17 protein-coding genes are annotated in these 21,030 nt (G+C 38.1%); 13 read left to right on the top strand and 4 right to left on the bottom strand.

Annotation, left to right across the window (positions count from 1 at the left end; translation table 11 throughout):
- The first annotated feature begins 1 nt into the window (after position 1).
- From Ami3637_RS03910 to Ami3637_RS03890, 5 genes are all read left to right on the top strand, one after another.
- Positions 2 to 694 carry a response regulator transcription factor gene (locus Ami3637_RS03910; RefSeq protein ID WP_162361411.1) on the top strand — a complete coding sequence of 231 codons (693 nt, stop codon included), beginning with the start codon at positions 2 to 4 and terminating at the stop codon, positions 692 to 694.
- On the top strand, positions 694 to 2,103 hold the full coding sequence (locus tag Ami3637_RS03905; protein ID WP_162361410.1) for a sensor histidine kinase: 1,410 nt from the start codon (positions 694 to 696) through the stop codon (positions 2,101 to 2,103). The genes Ami3637_RS03910 and Ami3637_RS03905 overlap by 1 nt, the downstream gene beginning before the upstream one ends.
- Positions 2,104 to 2,115: 12 nt before the next feature.
- Complete coding sequence (locus Ami3637_RS03900; protein ID WP_162361409.1) at positions 2,116 to 2,520, top strand: hypothetical protein; 405 nt, start codon at positions 2,116 to 2,118, stop codon at positions 2,518 to 2,520.
- A gap of 40 nt (positions 2,521 to 2,560) precedes the next feature.
- The gene (locus Ami3637_RS03895; protein ID WP_162361408.1) at positions 2,561 to 3,043 is read left to right on the top strand and encodes a hypothetical protein; all 483 of its coding nucleotides are present in this window, start codon (positions 2,561 to 2,563) and stop codon (positions 3,041 to 3,043) included.
- 74 nt (positions 3,044 to 3,117) lie between these two features.
- The gene (locus Ami3637_RS03890) at positions 3,118 to 3,708 is read left to right on the top strand and encodes a helix-turn-helix domain-containing protein (RefSeq protein ID WP_162361407.1); all 591 of its coding nucleotides are present in this window, start codon (positions 3,118 to 3,120) and stop codon (positions 3,706 to 3,708) included.
- Between the two features lie 75 nt (positions 3,709 to 3,783).
- Here Ami3637_RS03890 and Ami3637_RS03885 read toward each other — a convergent pair whose 3' ends face one another.
- The 3 genes from Ami3637_RS03885 to Ami3637_RS03875 are packed head-to-tail and all read right to left on the bottom strand — an operon-like array spanning position 3,784 to position 6,660.
- Positions 3,784 to 4,575 carry a PdaC/SigV domain-containing protein gene (locus Ami3637_RS03885; RefSeq protein ID WP_162361406.1) on the bottom strand — a complete coding sequence of 264 codons (792 nt, stop codon included), beginning with the start codon at positions 4,573 to 4,575 and terminating at the stop codon, positions 3,784 to 3,786.
- A 43-nt stretch (positions 4,576 to 4,618) separates the two neighbouring features.
- Positions 4,619 to 6,295, bottom strand: coding sequence for a M56 family metallopeptidase (locus Ami3637_RS03880; protein ID WP_162361405.1), 1,677 nt, complete (start codon positions 6,293 to 6,295; stop codon positions 4,619 to 4,621).
- Between the two features lie 2 nt (positions 6,296 to 6,297).
- Complete coding sequence (locus Ami3637_RS03875) at positions 6,298 to 6,660, bottom strand: BlaI/MecI/CopY family transcriptional regulator (protein ID WP_162361404.1); 363 nt, start codon at positions 6,658 to 6,660, stop codon at positions 6,298 to 6,300.
- Positions 6,661 to 6,927: 267 nt separating this feature from the next.
- Here Ami3637_RS03875 and Ami3637_RS03870 point away from each other — a divergent pair, with 267 nt between their 5' ends.
- The gene (locus Ami3637_RS03870) at positions 6,928 to 8,118 is read left to right on the top strand and encodes an iron-containing alcohol dehydrogenase (protein ID WP_162361403.1); all 1,191 of its coding nucleotides are present in this window, start codon (positions 6,928 to 6,930) and stop codon (positions 8,116 to 8,118) included.
- A gap of 107 nt (positions 8,119 to 8,225) precedes the next feature.
- On the opposite strand, the gene Ami3637_RS03865 is transcribed toward Ami3637_RS03870, so the two are convergent.
- Positions 8,226 to 8,522, bottom strand: coding sequence for a DUF3892 domain-containing protein (locus tag Ami3637_RS03865; protein ID WP_162361402.1), 297 nt, complete (start codon positions 8,520 to 8,522; stop codon positions 8,226 to 8,228).
- A gap of 162 nt (positions 8,523 to 8,684) precedes the next feature.
- Between Ami3637_RS03865 and Ami3637_RS03860 the strand changes: the two genes are divergently transcribed.
- From Ami3637_RS03860 to Ami3637_RS03835, 7 genes are all read left to right on the top strand, one after another.
- The gene (locus Ami3637_RS03860; RefSeq protein ID WP_408609056.1) at positions 8,685 to 9,449 is read left to right on the top strand and encodes an ABC transporter ATP-binding protein; all 765 of its coding nucleotides are present in this window, start codon (positions 8,685 to 8,687) and stop codon (positions 9,447 to 9,449) included.
- Complete coding sequence (locus Ami3637_RS03855) at positions 9,442 to 10,248, top strand: ABC transporter permease (protein ID WP_162361401.1); 807 nt, start codon at positions 9,442 to 9,444, stop codon at positions 10,246 to 10,248. Before Ami3637_RS03860 ends, Ami3637_RS03855 begins: the two co-directional genes overlap by 8 nt.
- A 43-nt stretch (positions 10,249 to 10,291) precedes the next feature.
- Positions 10,292 to 11,293 carry an ABC transporter substrate-binding protein gene (locus tag Ami3637_RS03850; protein WP_162361400.1) on the top strand — a complete coding sequence of 334 codons (1,002 nt, stop codon included), beginning with the start codon at positions 10,292 to 10,294 and terminating at the stop codon, positions 11,291 to 11,293.
- A 206-nt stretch (positions 11,294 to 11,499) separates the two neighbouring features.
- Positions 11,500 to 12,258, top strand: a complete 759-nt coding sequence (locus tag Ami3637_RS18270; RefSeq protein WP_330586811.1) for a hypothetical protein — start codon at positions 11,500 to 11,502, stop codon at positions 12,256 to 12,258.
- Positions 12,177 to 12,578 (top strand): M23 family metallopeptidase, encoded by a 402-nt coding sequence (locus Ami3637_RS18265; protein ID WP_330586914.1) that lies wholly within the window; start codon positions 12,177 to 12,179, stop codon positions 12,576 to 12,578. The genes Ami3637_RS18270 and Ami3637_RS18265 overlap by 82 nt, the downstream gene beginning before the upstream one ends.
- Before the next feature lie 331 nt (positions 12,579 to 12,909).
- Positions 12,910 to 16,674: a dockerin type I repeat-containing protein gene (locus tag Ami3637_RS03840; protein ID WP_162361399.1), complete on the top strand. Its 3,765-nt coding sequence runs from the start codon at positions 12,910 to 12,912 to the stop codon at positions 16,672 to 16,674.
- A 248-nt stretch (positions 16,675 to 16,922) separates the two neighbouring features.
- On the top strand, positions 16,923 to 20,909 hold the full coding sequence (locus tag Ami3637_RS03835; protein WP_162361398.1) for an InlB B-repeat-containing protein: 3,987 nt from the start codon (positions 16,923 to 16,925) through the stop codon (positions 20,907 to 20,909).
- The last annotated feature ends 121 nt before the right edge of the window (positions 20,910 to 21,030 follow it).

Raw genomic sequence — 21,030 nt, 5'->3', positions numbered from 1 at the left:
GATGGGAACCCAGAGAATATTAATAGTAGATGATGATAAGAATATTTGTAAATTAATGGAGCTCTATCTTGGCAACGCAGGCTATTTAACGGCCTGCTGCCATGATGGGAGCTCTGCTCTTGATAAGATAAATAAAGAAGATTATAATTTAGTAATTTTAGATTTAATGCTCCCTGCCATAAATGGCTGGGAAGTTTGTCGTTTAATAAAGATGGAAAAAAACATACCCATTATCATGGTCACTGCAAGGGATATGATTGATGATAAAATAAATGGATTCGAAGCGGGAGCGGATGATTATTTAGTAAAACCCTTTGAACCCAAAGAGCTTGTGGCAAGGGTAAAGGCAAGACTAAAAAACGCTGCTCCCAGTGATTGCAAACAAATAAACAAATCGATAATGGTGGACGACCTTATGGTGGATATTAATAAGTATGAGGTCAGAATAAATAATCAGATGATTAATCTGAAACCGAAAGAAACCCAGCTGTTATATTTTATGCTGATAAATAAGAACATTGTATTTACCAGAGAACAGCTATTGGAAAAAATATGGGACTATTCTTACCAGGGAGATACACGAACTGTGGATGTACATATTAAATGTTTAAGAGAAAAACTGAACAGTGAGTCAAAGGTCTGGGAAATCAAAACAGTATGGGGAGTAGGCTATAAGCTGGAGGTAAATGAATAATGAAGAGCATTTTTTCAAGACTTTTAATTACCTACTTTATAGTAGTACTTATGATTATAGTGATTCTTACCTCTGCGATTTCCTTTATGTATAAGACCATTGTTATGGAGGAAAAAAAAGAGAGCTTTCAGTCTATGGCTAAAAGAATAGGAATTTTAACGGAAAAATATGCAAAGGGTGCCATGTCCCAGGAAGAATTAAATGCAGTTATAAACGGTATGAGTTATAGTGCAGATGCCATGATTTACGTGATTCAGATAGACAAAGAAAGCTTTTCCAAGGAGAAAAATTTAAAATTTCAGGGATTTACGGATAAGTTTGTATATAATGATTTATCTGAAATTCTAAAGGGTAATCAGATATTTCGTAAAAACCAGTACTCTGAGAAACTGGAGACCTATGTGGCATATATGGGGTATCCCCTTAAAATTAACGCAGAAATTAAAGGGGCAATACTGATGTTTTGCCCTATTTATAATATAAATCAAAATATCATGAGGATGAATCTGATTTTATGGACTTGCGGAGGAATTATTTTTTTAATGAGCGTTCCTTTTATTTTTATTAATTCCAGAAGAATATCCAAACCTATTGAACAGGTTGAAATAGCAGCAAGAACTATTGCAAAGGGTGAAAGAACAGCCCCAGTTATGGTTCATTCTAAAGATGAACTGGGAATGCTGGCCCATTCTTTTAACAACATGAAAGAGCAGCTTGAGATGAACGATCAGGTGAGAAGAGAATTTATTGCCAATGTTTCTCATGAATTGAGAACTCCCCTGACTTCTATAGGAGGATTTGTCCAGGGAATGTTAGATGGGATTATTCCTATGAAAGAATCCACAGAGTATTTAAAGATTATACATGGAGAAACGAAACGTTTAGAACATCTGACTTCGGACCTTCTTGACATGGCTAAAATCCAGTCAGGGGTTGTGGAACTTAAAATCGAAGAAATTAATCTTTATGAAATTGTTTCAGAGGCAATACTCCTGGTAAAAGATAAGACAGAGGAAAAGCATATTAAAGTAAAAACACAAGTAGAAACAAAACTAAAGATAGCTATGGATAGAGAGAGACTGATGCAGATTCTGATAAACTTATTAAACAATGCAGTTAAGTTTTCAAAAACACATGGAAGTATAAGTATTTCTGCTGCAGAAAGAAAGCATTTAGTTGTAATCTCTATAACCGATACAGGAATTGGGATTCCCCAGCAGGATTTGCCTTTTATATTTGATAAATTTTACCGTTCCAACAAAGAGCACAGTTCAGAAAGGGAAAGTAGTGGATTAGGTCTTTCCATTGTTAAAAATCTGGTGGTACTCAGTGGAGGAAATATATGGGCACAGAGTAAAGAGGGACAAGGTACAAATATTAGCTTTACAGTGAACAAAGTGGAAGGATAGGGTGCAATACAGATGAAGAATAGAAAATTTTTGATGTATCTTCTGTTGATATTGCTTGTAATCATACTAGGGGCAGGCTGCAATAAATCAGACCATAAATCAGCAGAAATAAAAGATGTGTCCGGGGGTGAGAAGAAGGTAGAATCACCTGATAAATCCCAGGATGAATCAGAAAAGAGTAAAGAGCAAAAAGAAGATAAAAAGGTGTCTGAACCCCAGAAGGAACAAGCAGGCAGTAGTCCTATCCAGAAAAAAGAGCCTGAAAGCGGTGACAATCAGGAGGCTGCTAAAAAAAATGTGGTAACGGTCATTGCAAAATCTGAAAACAATTTATCTGATTCTGAAAAGCAGGAAATGGTTAACCAGCTCTCGGATGAAGTGGACGGTCTGGTAAAGGAAATTAATTCTATGGAGTAGAGATAATATTCTATGATTGATACAGAAAGGAAAATTAGCTATGAAAAAAATAGTATATATATTTTGTATTTGTATCTTGGCTTTAAGTGTTATTCAGACAGCTTATGCAGGTGCAAATAAAAATCCGGACAAGGGAATAAAAGAAGAAATAGTTGTTTTGAATGACCAAATCAGGCAAAACAAGGATGAGATTATTCAGCTTAAGCAGCAGGTCGCCAGTGTGACTGCTTCTATACAGGCAAAGGTATCCCAATTAGCTTCTAACAAGACTGCTATAACCCAGTCAAAAGCAGCCGATTTAAAAACTGTTCTTTCTATTATAAAAAACAGTAAGAAAAGTCTCAAAGGGATAAAAGGTGATGGCCTTAAGCAATATATTGCCGATAGTAAAGCAGACAGGGAAAATAAGTCTTTTGAGCAGGCCCGGGATAAGATGAATAAGGTGCTGGAACTACAGGAAACAAGAAAGCAGACTTTGAATCAGATACTCAATGATTTAAATACAGCCAATCAGCTGCTATAAATAATCAACTCTACGGAGCGTTGATTGAAAAAGTTTTTATCAACAAGTATTCTATATAAATGGGGGTGGGCAACATGGATTGCAATAAAGTCGGAGAATTGATACTGAGTTTACGAAAAGAAAAGGGAATGACCCAAAAGCAGCTGGCTGATGTAATGAATATCAGCGATAAAGCAATCTCAAAATGGGAGCGTGGAATGGGCTGTCCGGATGTATCACTGCTCCGTGAACTTTCCAAGGTATTAGAGGTTAATATTGAAAAAATATTATTGGGCAATTTAGAACCTAATGATGCAGATGGAGGAAATATGAAAAAATTAAAGTTTTATGTATGCCCAAATTGCGGTAATATATTGACTGCCACTGGAGAGGGTGAGGTTTACTGTTGTGGACGGAAGCTGGCAGGTCTTGTGCCAAAACCAGCGGATGATAATCACGGCTTAACCATAGAGGAAGTGGAAAATGATTTTTATATCACTTTTAATCATGAAATGACAAAGGAACATTTTATCGGTTTCGTGGCGTATATTTCTTATGACCGGGTCCTTTTAATTAAATTGTATCCGGAACAAAGCCCAGAAGTGCGTTTCCCAAGAATGAACAGAGGAAAGCTCTATTATTACTGCAGCCAGCATGGGCTATGGGTCAAAGACAAATTAATATAATGTAACCGAAATAAAAAGCCAATCCCCATTACTGCATCAGCACAGATAAGGATTGGCTTTTTTATTATGAATTAACTATTTTTCATTGAGGAATTGCCATACTTCATTATCAGTTTTTTTATAATCAGAAAGATCCTTGTAATTTATCTGGAACTCCGCAAAATCTCCCATGAAGTGAGGAACACTGACAACGATTACTAAACCGTCTTTTGTAAAATAGGAGTATTGGCCTCCGTTATTTATGTCAAGAGAATCAGAGGTCTTTAAAAGCTCTATCCAGCCTTTTGTGTCTGTTTCTTTCAGGAAACTGTTAATAGATTCCATCAATTCCGGTGGCTGATCCGGATAAGGTGATAAATATTTTCCTTTTTTAAATAGGTCAACAAATCCTTCATTTATATTGACGATGTCATTTAATTTTACTGTTTTTTGGTCTTTAATGTTTATGTTCAGAGTTTGAACAAAATTACTCGGGTGAGCAGACTGAATAAAGTTAATATATCCATTAAACCTTATACTTAACAATTCCGGACTGCAGTACTTAACATCATATTTCAACTCATATGAAAACTCTTCCCCTTGCTTTAAGACATCATTATAAGTTAAAAATGCTTGATCTTTAATTATCTTATTTATTTTATCCTGGGCAGTAGTGTCTGATAGATTGATGAGCTGTGGATAATTGATAACTACATCTTTATCTTTAAATGTTTCTGATTTTAATTCATACATCGCTTCAACCTTTTTGGTTTCCTTTTTTTGCACTTCTTTTTTAGTTTCATCAGAAGATGATTTGTTTTGACTACAGCCAGCTAAGCATAAACTAAGTATTAAAGCTAATATGAGTACTATTTTACATTTTTTCATTTTTAATCCTTTCTATGTACTGTTATATTTCCTTGATTTTAAATTAAGTATTACTGATTGGCAATATCTTATTATCCTGAATTTGAATCTTAATTGTTTTGATGATATCTCCATTATCTCTCTTTTTGGTAAAAGTTATAATACCATTTAGCTTGCCTTGATCTTTCCATCCAGTTTCGTATATATACCGGGTACCCTTTTCAACCGTTTCCCGTGTACCTATCCAATAAGGATAGTCCTTATAATTTTTAAATAAAAAATTAGAAACTTCTGAGTTAATAGCCGGTCTTTGTTTTTCTTTTGCATAAATATCGATGTCAGCACTTCTGCCAATTTTCTTTAGATAGGCGCTGGCGTAAGCTTCACATTGCGAATCTAAGTCTGATTTGCTTTTTTCCCTGTCAGTTGTATTTAATTTGTCCAGGGCAGCAGAAGAAAATGAATTCTTAATAAAAGAATAATATTCTTCATCAGTGAGAGGTGCCTTAAATCCATGGTAAATGTACTTTCCATTTTTATCTTTCTTAAAGGAAAGCACAGCCACATTTGAGCCATGCCCACTACTTACAGTTAAATCGCCATTTTCAAAGCTAAACTCATAATATTGTTCCAGTAAGTAAACATTTGTCAGACCACCTTTGTCTTCTGTACCAAGAGTCACATGTCCTTCAGATGCAACTTCATACCACGGACTGTTAAATTCGGTTTTATAATGGCTCAACAACGCGTTGGAAATGCTTTGTTCCAAATTGGATGTGCTTTCACCCAGAGGTTTAATGTTACTTAAAGCTTCTGCTTTAGGGTCAGCAAGAAGACCGGCACCTATGATGCATACAATTATAATTGAAATAGCAATAATCCAGGGAACAGGTTTCTTATAATTCAAAACATTTTTGATTCTGCCTTTCACATTCCTTTCACCAAAGGCAAGAGGACTGCCATTTATGATACGATGATTGGTGGCAAGGGACAAAAGGGATGTAGAATATTCCTTTTTTACCCCTACTCCCATCTTCTGGATTACTCTTTCATCGCAGGATAGTTCCATATCCGTGCCCATAAGAAGAAAACTTATCCAGACTAAAGGATTAAACCAATGGATACTCAATATTATAAAAGCAAAGAGCTTTACCATATGGTCAAGGCGTGCAATATGTGTTTTTTCGTGTTCGATAATATATCTTTTTTCACCTTCTGTTAATCCCGCAGGCAGATAAATCTTAGGATTCACTATTCCCAGTACAAAAGGAGTCTTTATGTTGTACGCTTCATAAATATTTAATTGTAAGTGGTTGGAATCTTTTAAACGGTTTTTTAGTATTAATATACAAAAAATACTGTAAATCAGCATTAAGACCATACCTGTGACCCAGATCTGCCAGCCCCAGGAATTAAAAAAAGTTTGTACAGGTGATACGCCATAATCTGCTGCGGATGCCATAGCTGCTTTCTGGGTAACGGTATTAATAGCATTGCTGTTTATGTGGGGACTTTGACTCTGTATGATGTATTGAGGTATTTTGTCTGCCCCAGAGGGTATAAAACTTATAATACTTTTAAAAGAAAACGGGCAAAGAAGACGAAATGCCGCAATACTCCACAATGCGTAAGAAATATTTTTGGGAACTCTTTTTAATGGCAGACGGAGAATCATGATAAAAAGAATCACATAACTTGCTGTCATACTCATGTGTAAAACAGAAAAAAACAGTTCGTTCATTTTTAATCCTCCTTATATTCATCAATGAGTTTTTTCAGATCTTCGGCCTGCTTGATACTAAGTTTATTCCCGCCGATAAAAGCAGTAAGAAACTTGGGAAGAGAACCTCCAAAAAAATCTTCAACAAAATATCTGCTTTGTTTTGCGTAGAATTCTTCTTTTTTAAAACAGGATGTGACCAAGGCATTCTCATTTTTAAAAATGCCTTTTTCACATAATTTTTTTAAAACGGTATATGTGGTTGATTTTTTCCAGTTCATTTCCTTTTCGCATATTCTTGCCAGTTCCCCTGAACTGACAGGCTCATTTTGCCAAATTAAATCTGCAAATTTGGATTCGGTTTTAGTCAGTTTATAACTGCTCATTTGTTTACCTCCTTCATTTTAAAATATATGAAACCCCTTTTGTTCACTGATTAGTCTATAACTTATAGACCGATTAGCTTTCTTATTCTATAACTTATAGACCAGGATGTCAACAACTGAAATGGATAAATTTTCTTAGCAAAAATATCAGATTTTTTTATTTTAATATGTGTTGCAATGTAAATATTAGAAATATATAATGAAATTACGATGAAGGCTAGTTTTATAAAATATTGTTAAAATTTTAACACACAGGAGGAAGTTAAAATGGGAAGATTTACATTACCAAGAGATATTTATCATGGAAGCGGTTCTTTATCTGAATTAAAAAATTTAAAAGGTCAAAAAGCCTTTCTGGTTGTGGGAGGCGGTTCTATGAAGCGCTTTGGGTTTTTGGACAAAGCAGTAGGGTTCTTAAAAGAAGCCGGAATGGAAGTAGAACTGTTTGAAAATGTTGAACCAGATCCCAGCGTAGATACTGTTATGCGCGGAGCTGAAGCAATGAAAAAATTTCAGCCTGACTGGATTGTGTCCATGGGAGGCGGCTCACCAATTGACGCTGCAAAAGCAATGTGGGCATTTTATGAATATCCGGAAACTACTTTTGAAGATCTGATTACTCCTTTCAATTTCCCAGAGCTAAGAACGAAGGCAAAGTTTTGTGCAATACCTTCAACCTCTGGAACAGCAACAGAAGTTACAGCTTTCAGTGTTATCACTGATTATGAAAAGGGCATAAAGTACCCTCTGGCTGACTTTAATATCACTCCTGATGTAGCCATTGTAGATCCTGAACTTGCTGAAACTATGCCACCTAAATTAATAGCATATACAGGAATGGATGCCATGACACATGCCATTGAAGCTTATGTGTCTACTCTTCACTGTGATTATACAGATCCACTTGCACTTCATGCCATTAAAATGGTTCATGAGTTCTTAAAGAAATCCTATGACGGTGATAAGGAAGCCAAAGAAAGAATGCATAATGCCCAATGCCTGGCTGGAATGGCATTTTCGAATGCTTTACTGGGTATCGTACATTCCATGGCTCATAAAACGGGAGCGGCCTATAGTGGTGGACATATTGTTCATGGATGTGCAAACGCTATGTATTTACCAAGAGTCATTCAATTTAATGCTAAAAATGCAGATGCTGCTAAAAGATATGCGGATATTGCCAGATTTATGGGATTAAATGCAGGCAGTGATGAAGAATTGATCGATGCTCTGGTTAAAGAAATTAAAGCTATGAATGAGTCCCTTGATATACCATGCTGTATTAAAAAATATGAAGATGGTATCATAAAGGAAGAAGAATTTATGGAAAAACTTTCAAGAGTTGCAGAACTAGCCATAGGTGATGCATGTACAGGTTCAAACCCAAGAATCCCTACTCAGGAGGAAATGGAAAAACTACTGAAAGCATGTTACTATGGAGAAGATATAAATTTCTAATAGAAAAAAGCCAAATGGCCCTTCAGATATGATAAATCCTGAGAATATAGAAAATCCAGAAGCCCCATGGACAATTTTGTTCATGGGGCTTTCTTGAGTCTTTGGTGCTAGTGAATAGTAGGCAATGTGCTTAGATTGTTATTTTCAGAACCATCAGGAATCGATTTTAAATACTCAGTATCGCCTCGATGTGCAACGCCAACTCCCATGATACCACCCCGTCTTGCCAGATCGATACATTCTTCTTTAGACAGAATGCTGTCATCAGATAATTGATATCCTGTTACACGTCCACTGTGTTTAACTAGTGCTGTAATCCTCTTGGCATCGCTTGCAGGTGTTGGTATTTCATCCAGGGTATTTCTTGCAAGGGATGCATCCATAGTGTTTTTCTGGTCGTTCATAATAAGACCTCCTTTTTTCTTTTCTTGTATTCTGCTATTCTGCGTAAAATACAGGATTTTATTAAGGTTTGCAGGAATTATTTCGGGTGTTGCGGATTCACCATTTTGTTTAAAATCACATACAATGAAGGTATATAGTTTGAAAATAATGAGGTGATGTTTTTGGCAGTATTAGAGGTACGGAATATAGAGGAAAAATATCAGGCATTAAATGGTGAAATAACAGCACTGGAGAATATAAGCTTTCATGTTGAAAAGGGTGAGTTTGTCAGCATAGTGGGCCCCAGCGGATGCGGCAAGTCCACTTTGCTTTCTATTATTGCAGGGCTCATAAAGCCCACAGCAGGTGAAATATATGTGAATGGAGAAAAAATTGAAGGGATAACAACCCATATTGGATATATGTTGCAAAAAGATAACTTACTGGAATGGAGAACCATTTATAAAAATGTAATGTTAGGCCTGGAAATACAAAAAAGTGTAAATAGAGAAAATGAGGCAAGAGTTATAAAACTCTTAAAGACCTATGGACTGTATGAATTTAAAGATAAATACCCGTCACAATTATCTGGGGGAATGAGGCAGAGGGTTGCCCTGATCAGAACCCTTGCAATTAACCCAGATATTTTATTATTAGATGAGGCATTTTCTGCTCTTGATTATCAAACCAGATTAACGGTTACAAACGATGTTTACGGCATATTGAAGCAGGAGCAGGTCACTACTATTATGGTCACCCATGATATACCCGAGGGGATAAGTATGGGTGACAAGATTGTTATTTTAAGCGACAGACCAGCGGTGGTAAAAGAAGTTTTAAATATAGATTTTGAAATGGAAAACAGAAATCCGCTAAATTGCAGAAACAGCCCTAAGTTTGGCAAATACTTTGATTATATATGGAAGGAGCTGTGCGGAAATGAATGAACAGATGCCTTCTAAAGAAAGAATTTTATTTCTAAAAAAACAGAGACACAGAAAACAGATGATTCTTTTCTGGCAAATTGGAATTCTGGTGTTTTTGACAGCAATCTGGGAGATTTCTGCCCGGGTAGGGCTTATTGACAGTTTTATACTAAGTCAGCCTTCAAGGATTTTAAATACTTACATTAAAATGTCGCAAAACGGACTGGTGATGCACATTGGTGTTACCGTGTATGAAACACTGGTAGGTTTCGTACTGGGGGTAATCACTGGCACTATACTTGCTATTATTCTCTGGTGGAGCAGTTTCATAGCAAAAATCAGTGAGCCCTATCTTGTAGTATTAAACAGTCTGCCTAAAATAGCTTTGGGGCCTGTGATAATCATCATAGTGGGAGCAGGCACGGAAGCCATTATATTTATGGCCCTGGCCATATCTCTTATTGTTACCGTGCTTGAAATGCTAAATGGCTTCCAGCATACAGACAAAGAATATGTAAAGATGGTGTCCACCTTTGGTGCAACAAAGATGCAGATTTTTACTAAGATAGTCTTCCCTTATAATATATCAACACTATTTAATTCTCTGAAAATTAATATAGGATTGTCTTTAGTAGGCGTTATAGCCGGGGAATTCTTAGTATCAAAAGCCGGCCTTGGCTATTTAATCGTTTATGGAGGTCAGGTGTTCCAGTTGGATCTTGTTATGGCCAGTGTCATTATTCTGGCTGTGGTTGCAGCAATCATGTATGAGGCAGTGGTGCTGCTTCAGAATCTGGTACTGAAACTGTATGGACATTAAATATAAAGGTGAACTTTTTAATAAATTGAAAGGAGTTTAAAGTATGAAAAAATATAAGTCAACAGGGTGCATTATTTTATCTTTAGTTTTAGTGATTACTCTTTTAGGTGGATGTGGTTCTAAATCAGAAGAAAATTACAAGGTCACTGTTTGCGAAGTGACACACTCTATCTTTTACGCCCCTCAATATGTAGCCATGAACCTGGGATTTTTTGAAGACGAGGGAATCCAGATAGAACTGTCTAACGGGCAGGGAGCCGACAAAGTTATGTCAGCAGTACTATCCGATAATGTGGATATTGGTTTTGCAGGTCCGGAAGCATCTATCTATGTGTACAACGAGGGAAAAGAAGACCATACTCAGGTATTTGCTCAGCTGACACAGAGAGATGGATCATTTCTTGTAGGTCGTGAAAAGGATGATAATTTTGATTGGGATAAAATCCGAGGGAAAGTGGTATTGCCGGGAAGAAAAGGGGGAGTCCCTTACATGACGTTAGAATACGTTATGCGTAAAAACGGTATAGACCCTGCAAAAGACACAACGCTGGATAACAGTATTCAGTTTGCCCTGATGGCCGGGGCTTTTACCAGTGGAACAGGAGATTACGTTACCCTGTTTGAACCTACGGCCTCCATGCTAGAATCACAGGGAAAAGGCTACATAGTAGCTTCTATAGGGGAAGAAAGTGGAGAAATCCCATATACTGCGTATTTCGCTAAGCAAAGTTTCATAAAGGAACATGAAGATATGATTAAGCGATTTGTATCTGCTATCTATAAAGGGCAGCAATGGGTTCAGAGTCATAGTGCCCAAGAAATCGCAGAGGCTGTTGCCCCTTCATTCCCGGATACGGACATGAAGCTTTTAACAACTGTTGTGGAAAGGTATAAGAACATTGGAGTGTGGGCACCTGATCCAATTCTGAAAGAGGAGCCATACAATCTGCTGCAGGAAGTTATGACCCAGGCAGGAGAACTGACAAAAAAAGCACCTTACAATGAAGTGGTGAATAATACTTACGCAGAAGAAGTTATACACTGATTCAGCCATGTAACATGATAACTGTCCTAAGTTAATTCTTAGGGCAGTTATTTTATTTAATAGAAATATGGTTAGATTTCCTATTAAATAAAATAAGGAAGTGCAGAGGAACGAAGCTACATTTTTTGTGGGTAAAATGTAATGATTGGACGGAGATTGCAATATATATATTAATATTGTATATTTCAACCTCTTGAAGGTTGTTTGTGACTATGGAGGTATATTGTCTGATGCTGCTTATGGTTAAAAAAAGAACACTAATCAGATTTAGTCTGGTACTATTACTTACCCTGACCGTGATTATGGGTGGCCACCTTGGTTTCTCCCATTTTAATAATGAAGATGCTATAGGAACCAATGAAAAGGGGAAGGATTATATAAAATGGGTAGATTTTAATGTTCCCTCTGAAGCTATGAAAAAGGCACTGAAACTGGATATTGAGTCACAGGGTGAAGAGGTGAAATTAGACTGGATTGAGATGTTATCTTACCTGGCTGCAAAGAACGGAAATAATTTTAAGTCCTATAAAGATAAACAGTTAGATGAAATTGCAGACAAACTCAGAGAAGGCAAAACTATGGAAGAACTCACAAAGGATATGAAATATTACCCTTATTATTTTGAAGCCTTCAATGCTGTCCTTTCCGGATTCGCTGGGTCATATGAAATCCAGGTACCAAATGAGGATGGAAGGGGAAACCATTGGGAAAAACGGTACGGGTTAAAGGCTTTTTCTCCTATTGCAAAAAATTATTACTATAATCATTATGATGATTTTGGCCAAAGTCGTTCCTACGGATTTTCAAGAAATCATCTGGGAAATGACCTGATGGGCCAGGTAGGCACTCCTATAATAGCAGTCGAAGGGGTACCGTTGAAGCTCTGGGATGGAATCAATATGGAGGATGGCGTATCGGTATACGTTCTCTGGACAAAAAACGATATTACTACTATGCACATTTGAGAAAAAATTTCCCTTATAAGCTGGGACTGGAAGAAGGAGCAGAAGTGAAGGCCGGTGACGTCATCGGCTATATGGGAAGAACCGGATACAGTACCAAAGAAAATACCAATAACATCAATCAGACACATCTTCATTTTGGTATGCAGCTTGTTTTTGATGAATCACAAAAAGAGTGCAATAGTGAAATATGGATTGATGTTTATCAGATTGTACGTTTTCTGGATAATCACAGGTCGGAAGTTTTAAAGAATCTGATTACCAAAGATTACACCAGAGCGTACGATATACGGGAAGACCTGAGTGAAAAAAAGCATGAATAAATAGAATCATAGAAAATTCAAGAGATGCCGGGATTATAGTTCAGAGGTTGGAATTATAAATCTGGTATCTTTTTTTGTAGAAAAAATTATTAAAGAATAAGGATGAATAAAAAATTAGTAAACAAAGAAGAAAAATATTCAAAATTGTCAAAATGTTTAGATTTTGTTTAGGGGTATTTCGCATAATTAAGATAAATTCTTTAAATGAATACCATATGAACAAATTACAAATGCATATGAAAGGAGTAACATGAAATCATTTTTTATTTTAGATTCCAGTTATCTGAAGAAGACAGATTGATGGATTTTTACGGAAGGGGCGTAAATATTTATGAAAGAAAAGTCATTTAAAAAAGTTATTTCTTTTATTTTAGGAATAACCATGATTATCACATTGATGCCATATAGTGCAGTATACGCAGAAGAAAGTACGGTCTATGATCCCGGAAGCTCCAATTTCACCTATGATTATGATGGAATCAAGGCATATGATTCAAATAAGGCAGGTATCACGGATATAGTGGAGCATAACGGGGAAATGTATGCTCTTCAAAATGATTATACAGGAGATGCAAATAAAGTAAGAATACAAAAATATAACGGTTCTGGGTGGGACTATATCAATAATGATATCGTATCCTTTGATGGGAATTCAGAAAGTATGGTTTTCTACAAAGATAAGATCTATGTGGCATTTATTGAAAATTTAGCTGGTTCCGGCAGACTAAAGGTTAAGAGTTATACTGGGACTGGCTGGAAGCAAGTGGGATACAGTGAGCCCTATGGAATAAATTTAAGCTCAACTGATAGTATCGATACACATAGATTAATCGTTTTTAAGGACAAATTGTATCTGATATTTAAGTCCATAGAGAGTAAAGAAAGTAATTTTAGAGCTTTGGTATATGATGATGAACAGGATAAATGGAATGAGGCGGATGGAGGGATACCTCTAGAATCACATACAGGAAATATGTGGGTTCAAGTTGTAAAGACGAAAGATGCCCTCTATTCCCGTGTGACTAAATATGATCAAGGCTTGTATCTGACAAGAGTAAAAAAATTTGATGGTACCTCATGGAAATATATTGGCGGTAATCCAATCAGGCAGTTTACCATAGCTGTATATAATAACGAATTATATGGGTTTCAGGTGAAAGACGATGGTATTCTTTGTATAAAATATGATACTCAAAGTGATCAGTGGGTACAGGTGACCTATAACGGAGGAAAGACAAACTTTGGACCACCTCCGGCTATTTATCTGTGCTCGAATATAAAGAATGCAGTAGAGTATAACGGAAAATTATATATTTCAACCAATTTGTTTTACTGGTTTGGTGTTGCTCAGTTTCAGACCTATGTGGCAGCATTTGATGGTACAAATCTTACCTGGATAGGAGGAAGTCCTACGAAGCAGCAGGGAATTAACTATGATCAAAATGGTGCATTCATAGGAGCACTCCGGGTAATTAACGGACAGTTACTCGTTTTTGGTAATCAATATAAAGCTACTGATTCTAATTCGTATGTAACAAAAATTGCAAAATATATAGATTCTGTTGCACCAGTTATTAGTTTTGGTACGGCCTCACGTATCAGTAGTACCAGCGGAGTAATAAAGATTAATGCAAATGAACCAGGATATTTGTATTATACCCTTGTGGACGATGGAGCTCCAGTACCAGATATAGATACATCAGGAACAGGAATTTTCTGGAATGCATTTGGAGCGGAGGCTAATATCCCTTTGACCGATGGGGAAAAGGATCTTTATATAACGGTTAAGGACGTGGCAGGAAATAAAAGCCAGGTTGCAAAATACGATATTCCTGCCATGGCGGATACGACACCTCCGGTTATTACCAGCCTTTCAGCCATCCGGTCCTCCGATGTGGATGCAAGTGTCCGATTTACAGTAAATGAAACTGGAAAGTACTACTATAAATTGATGGCAGACGGAGCTGCGGCACCTACGGCAGCCACCCTTACCAGTACAGCTGCCTTTAACTGCACAACGGGAGAAAATGTCTTTACACCAAGTGGATTAACGGCAGGGAATTTAGACCTTTACCTCTGTGTCAAAGATGTTGCGGGAAATGTATCAGCAGTTCAGAAAGTGGATTTAAATGATACGGTGAATCCGGTTATATCAGACTGTACTGCAGGACGCAGCTCAGACACGGCGGCAAGGGTTACCTTTACTTCCAGTGAAGCAGGAAGCAGTTATTATGCTGTAGTCGAGGATAATCAGGCAGCTCCTGTGATAAATACAGGGGGAACGGGGACGGCTTGTATCAAGAGTGTAAATACCATTGCTGTTTCAGGGCTGACAGCAGGAGCAAAGGATTTGTACCTGCAGCTAAAGGATAAGGCAGGAAATTTAAGCACAATATGGAAGGTGGATATTGATGCAGCAGCGGATACAACCCCACCAGCTCTTACCCAGAATAATGTTAAGAGAACAGCCCCTGCATATGCAGATATAACTTTTGACAGCAGTGAGGCCGGAAGCTATTACTATCTGGTTACTACTTCTGCTATTACTGATTTAAGTCTTATCAACACTACCGGAGCAGGCAAACTGTATCAGGCAGGATTAAATACATTTAATGTATACTTAAACACGTCTGAAGCAAGGACCGTTTGTATTGTAGCAAAAGACAAAGCAGGAAATTTAAGTAAAGTACTCTCTGTTTATGTTGAACCATATCAGGTGCCGGCCATAAATGATCTGGTAGCAATGCGTAATTCTCCAACTACGGCATATGTGAAATTAACTTCAACAGCCAGTGGTAATTTGTATTACAGTATTGTAAACCATGGAGATTCTGTGCCTGTTATTGATATATCGGGTGCAGGAATAAGCGTTGAAGCTGCCCAATTAAAAGAATTTACAATTGATAACTTAACAGAGGGAGATAAGGATATCTATTTTGTAGTTAAAGATCTAAATGGAGCTGAGAGTTCAGCAGCAAAAGGTACCATTTGGCAGACTGTGGATGACCAGCCGCCTGTCTTATCTCTTGGCACAGCCTACAGATTGGAAGGCGGAACAATAGCTGCCATAAGATTCCAACCGAATGAATTTGTTTATTGGGATAAGGTTGTAGTTGATGAAGGTGTCACACCAGTCCCGCCAGCTGTAATTACTTATTCAGCATGTAGCATAAATCAATTAGCATATGATGAGATTAAAGATTTAACAACGGGAGCAAAGGATGTATATATCTATGCAAAGGATAAGGCGGGTAATGCAGCCGCACCATACAAAATACGTATCCCAGCATTTCAAGAACCAGATACAACCAAACCTGTTTTGTCAGAGGTTACTAAAACCCGTATTTCAGATGACAAGGCTACTGCCGCATTTATGTCAAATGAAACAGGAACTTATTACTATAAGGTATTTGACAGTGTGAGCGGAGCACCGGGCATCGATACAAGCGGAGCAGGAACTCCATCCGGTGCTATGAATACCATTTCTCTGACAGGTTTGTCAGCTGGAACTAAGTATTTGTACGTTCAGGTAAAGGATGCAGCAGGAAATATAAGCGACCCACTGCAAATCATTATCGATGGGTATCAGCCGGTAGTTCCAGGCTTTGTTATAGGCGGGTCTGCCACAAGCCCTAATTTAAGATTTACAGAATATACAAAAGACGGAACCATCTATAACTTAATTGAAGGACTGAACCCTCTGGCAGAAAAAGTAAATCAGGTTATGTCATACTTTAATGTGACAAATGGTACAGTTAAAACCTATAAATGGGAAACTGCTTCCGGAACATATACAGAGGTTGCTTCCAATGACTCAAGTGCTATAGTGGGAACGAATTTTAAGATAGAGCTGTATGACACTTCAGGTAATCTTGTAAAGACATATTATGTTGTAATCAGAGGGGATGTAAACTGCAGCGGAACCATAACCACATTAGATACAGCAGGCATCAAAAACCACGTGATAGGTAAAAACAGGATAACAAATCCTATTATTCTTTATAGTGCTGACATTAATAAGAGCAATACTATAACTACAATAGATACTGCAAGTGTGAAAAATCATGTTACAGGTAAAGCTCGTATCGTTCAATAAAACAAAGATTATCAGAGATCTTTAAATTAGCTTAGTGAGGAATAGTTTGACGATAAGATTCAGAATAGTGTAAATGTTTAGATTTTGTTTAGGTATCATTTTGCATAATAGAAATAAATTCGTCATATAAGGGGATTTTTTGATGAACGATTGTTTATTTTGAAAGGAGATGTAAAGGAACATAAAAGAAGAAGTGAAAAATAAATAATTTGGAAGATGATAATAACTTTGTAAAAGGAGGAATAAGTATGAAAAAAAGGGGCAGAGACTATTTAAGTAAAATAGGGCTTTTTCTAATAGCACTGCTTATTATGAATTTGGTCTATTTTCCTATAGAAGCACATGCCGCTAAAGAGGACTTAAAGCTGGAATTAAAAACAGATACGCCAGTAGTTACTGTAGGAGGTACAGTTAAGATTACTTTAGCAATAAATGGTACAAATAATATTTCATTAATAGGAGGAACTGGAATATCATATGCAACTGCATTTTTTGTAATGAATGGAAGTGTATTTGGGACACCAACCTATAATGCAACTCTTTCTTCAGAAAATTTATTAACGTCAGGAAATGATCTTGTATACCCGTACAATCCGGTTAACCCTTCAGTTGGATCCGGAAATGATCGATTTTCTTATGCGGCTGAAACTCCAACAAACGTTTTTATGAAAGATGATTGTGGAGGAGCAGATAACTCTGTGGATATAGTAACATTTTTTATTCCAGTTAAATCAGGTGCTACCCCAGGCGTATATCAATTTTCTTTCATGGGTAACGATACTACTGAAATAAATGAAAAACCTGCATTAACTACTGATTATACGGAATATAATCCAAGTGTAAATTCTATATCTATTCAAGTAGTAGCGGCGCAGACCAATCATACCATCAGCTTTGATGCCAACGGAGGAACCGGAACTGTAACCTCAATGCAGGTAGCAGATGGACAGACTTCTTCCGCATTGCCAGCAGGAACAGGGCTGACAGCCCCAACAGGTAAGAAGTTCGACAGCTGGAACACGAAAGCAGACGGAACAGGAACTAAGTATGCAGCAGGAGCAACGGTTGCAAATGTAACAGCTGATATGACCTTATATGCACAGTATGTAGAAGATACACCGCAGGTAACTCATACCATCAGCTTTGATGTAAACGGAGGAACAGGAAGCGTTTCTTCAATGCAGGTAGCAGACGGACAGACTTCTTCCGCATTGCCAGATGGAAGTGGGCTGACAGCCCCAACAGGCAAGAAGTTCGACAGCTGGAACACGAAAGCAGACGGAACAGGAACTAAGTATGCAGCAGGAGCAACAGTTGCAAATGTGACAGCTGATATGACTCTGTATGCACAGTATGTAGAAGATACACCGCAGGTAACCCATACCATCAGCTTTGATGCCAACGGAGGAACCGGAAGTGTAACTTCATTACAGGTAGCAGATGGACAGACTTCTTCCGCATTGCCAGATGGAAGTGGGCTGACGGTACCAACAGGCAAGAAGTTCGACAGCTGGAACACGAAAGCAGACGGAACAGGAACTAAGTATGCAGCAGGAGCAACAGTTGCAAATGTGACAGCTGATATGACTCTGTATGCACAGTATGTAGAAGATACACCGCAGGTAACCCATACCATCAGCTTTGATGTAAACGGAGGAACAGGAAGTGTAACTTCATTGCAGGTAGCAGATGGACAGGCATCATCCGCATTGCCAGCAGGAATAGGACTGACAGCCCCAACAGGCAAGAAGTTCGACAGCTGGAACACGAAAGCAGACGGAACAGGAACTAAGTATGCAGCAGGAGCAACAGTTGCAAATGTGACAGCTGATATGACTCTGTATGCACAGTATGTAGAAGATACACCGCAGGTAACCCATACCATCAGCTTTGATGTAAACGGAGGAACAGGAAGTGTAACTTCATTGCAGGTAGCAGATGGACAGACTTCTTCCGCATTGCCAGATGGAAGTGGGCTGACGGTACCAACAGGCAAGAAGTTCGACAGCTGGAACACGAAAGCAGACGGAACAGGAACTAAGTATGCAGCAGGAGCAACAGTTGCAAATGTGACAGCTGATATGACTCTGTATGCACAGTATGTAGAAGATACACCGCAGGTAACCCATACCATCAGCTTTGATGTAAACGGAGGAACAGGAAGTGTAACCTCAATGCAGGTAGCAGATGGACAGGCATCATCCGCATTGCCAGCAGGAACAGGACTGACAGCCCCAACAGGCAAGAAGTTCGACAGCTGGAACACGAAAGCAGACGGAACAGGAACTAAGTATGCAGCAGGAGCAACAGTTGCAAATGTGACAGCTGATATGACTCTGTATGCACAGTATGTAGAAGATACACCGCAGGTAACCCATACCATCAGCTTTGATGTAAACGGAGGAACAGGAAGTGTAACTTCATTGCAGGTAGCAGATGGACAGACTTCTTCCGCATTGCCAGCAGGAACAGGGCTGACAGCACCTACAGGTAAGAAGTTCGACAGCTGGAACACGAAGGCAGACGGAACAGGAACCAAGTATGCAGAAGGAGCAACAGTTGCAAATGTGACAGCTGATATGACCCTGTATGCACAGTATGTAGAAGATACACCGCAGGTAACCCATACCATCAGCTTTGATGTAAACGGAGGAACAGGAACTGTAACTTCATTGCAGGTAGCAGATGGACAGACTTCTTCCGCATTGCCAGAAGGAACAGGGCTGACAGCACCTACAGGTAAGAAGTTCGACAGCTGGAACACGAAGGCAGACGGAACAGGAACCAAGTATGCAGCAGGAGCAACAGTTGCAAATGTGACAGCTGATATGACTCTGTATGCACAGTATGTAGAAGATACACCGCAGGTAACCCATACCATCAGCTTTGATGTAAACGGAGGAACAGGAAGTGTAACTTCATTGCAGGTAGCAGATGGACAGACTTCTTCCGCATTGCCAGAAGGAACAGGGCTGACAGCACCTACAGGTAAGAAGTTCGACAGCTGGAACACGAAGGCAGACGGAACAGGAACCAAGTATGCAGCAGGAGCAACAGTTGCAAATGTGACAGCTGATATGACTCTGTATGCACAGTATGTAACCGATTCCAGCAGCGGGGGTGGAAGCAGCCACAGTGGAGGAGGTTCTTCTTCAACGAGTGCATCCACTACTATCAAAATCGTAACAGATAAAGACTCAAAAGAAGCAGTCATAAACTTTAGCAGTTCAAGTGCCAAGGTTACGGCAGTTCAGATAAAAGATGTTATTGCCAGCAATAAAGATAATAACATCATAATTAAACAAAATGATGTTACGATGACCTTCAAAAAGGGAACAATGCAGGAGGTTTCAGGTAAAACGGAATATGATTTTGGTGTATCTTTTGCTACAGGAACTTTAAAAGATACTATAAAGAAGGCAGCAGGTGACAGTTTTATCCAGTCTCTTCATTTCAACTATAGTGGACAATTGCCAGCAAAAGCAACTATAGACATTAACTTAGGAAAAGCATACAGTGGACAGACATTAAACTATAACTATTATAACCCTCAGACCGGAAAGCTTGAATTTAAACAAAAATCCACAGTAGACAGTAATGGTATATTTACGGTACAGCAAAGTTCTTGTTCAGATTATGTAATTACTAAGTATGTCAGTGCTACACCAGGTAAGTTAAATCTTAATGTGGAAAGCTGGGTTAATCCATTTACAGATGTGGCAAAATCAGACTGGTTCTATAAGAGCGTGGCAATCCTTAATCAGAATAATATAATGGGGGGTACAGATGCTTCTGCATTTTCACCAAATTTAGGTACAAATCGAGGAATGATTGCTACCATACTGTATAGATTGAATGGCTCTAAGGAAACCTTTGACAGTTCCTTTACAGATGTAACAAAAGACCAGTATTATGCAAATGCTGTTGCATGGGCACAAAATAAAGGAATCGTTACAGGATATGGAAACAATATCTTTGCTCCAAATAATAATATTACACGTGAACAGTTAGTTTCTATTCTTTGGAGATATGCGGGTTCTCCTGTGGTTACAGATTATAATGGTATAGCATCATTTAAAGATGCCTTCGATATATCAGATTATGCAAAGCAGGCATTTGCATGGGCTTATCAGCAGAAAATAATCAGTGGCAAGGGTGATAATTCCCTTGATCCAAAAGGGCTGGCCACAAGAGCAGAGGTTGCCATGATGATAACTAGCTATGCTGAAAAGTAAAAGCTTAAGGGGGATTTTACATAAAATCTAAGGATAAAAATTAAATTTAAAAGGGGTTAAGTATAAATAACAAGATACATTTATAAATTAGAAAATCCCTGTTTGGCTGGTATTTTAAATG

Source organism: Aminipila terrae (assembly GCF_010120715.1).
GTDB lineage: Bacteria > Bacillota > Clostridia > Peptostreptococcales > Anaerovoracaceae > Aminipila > Aminipila terrae.
The sequence above is the reverse complement of the archived record's forward strand: the minus strand, read 5'-3'. Positions and strand labels throughout refer to the sequence as shown.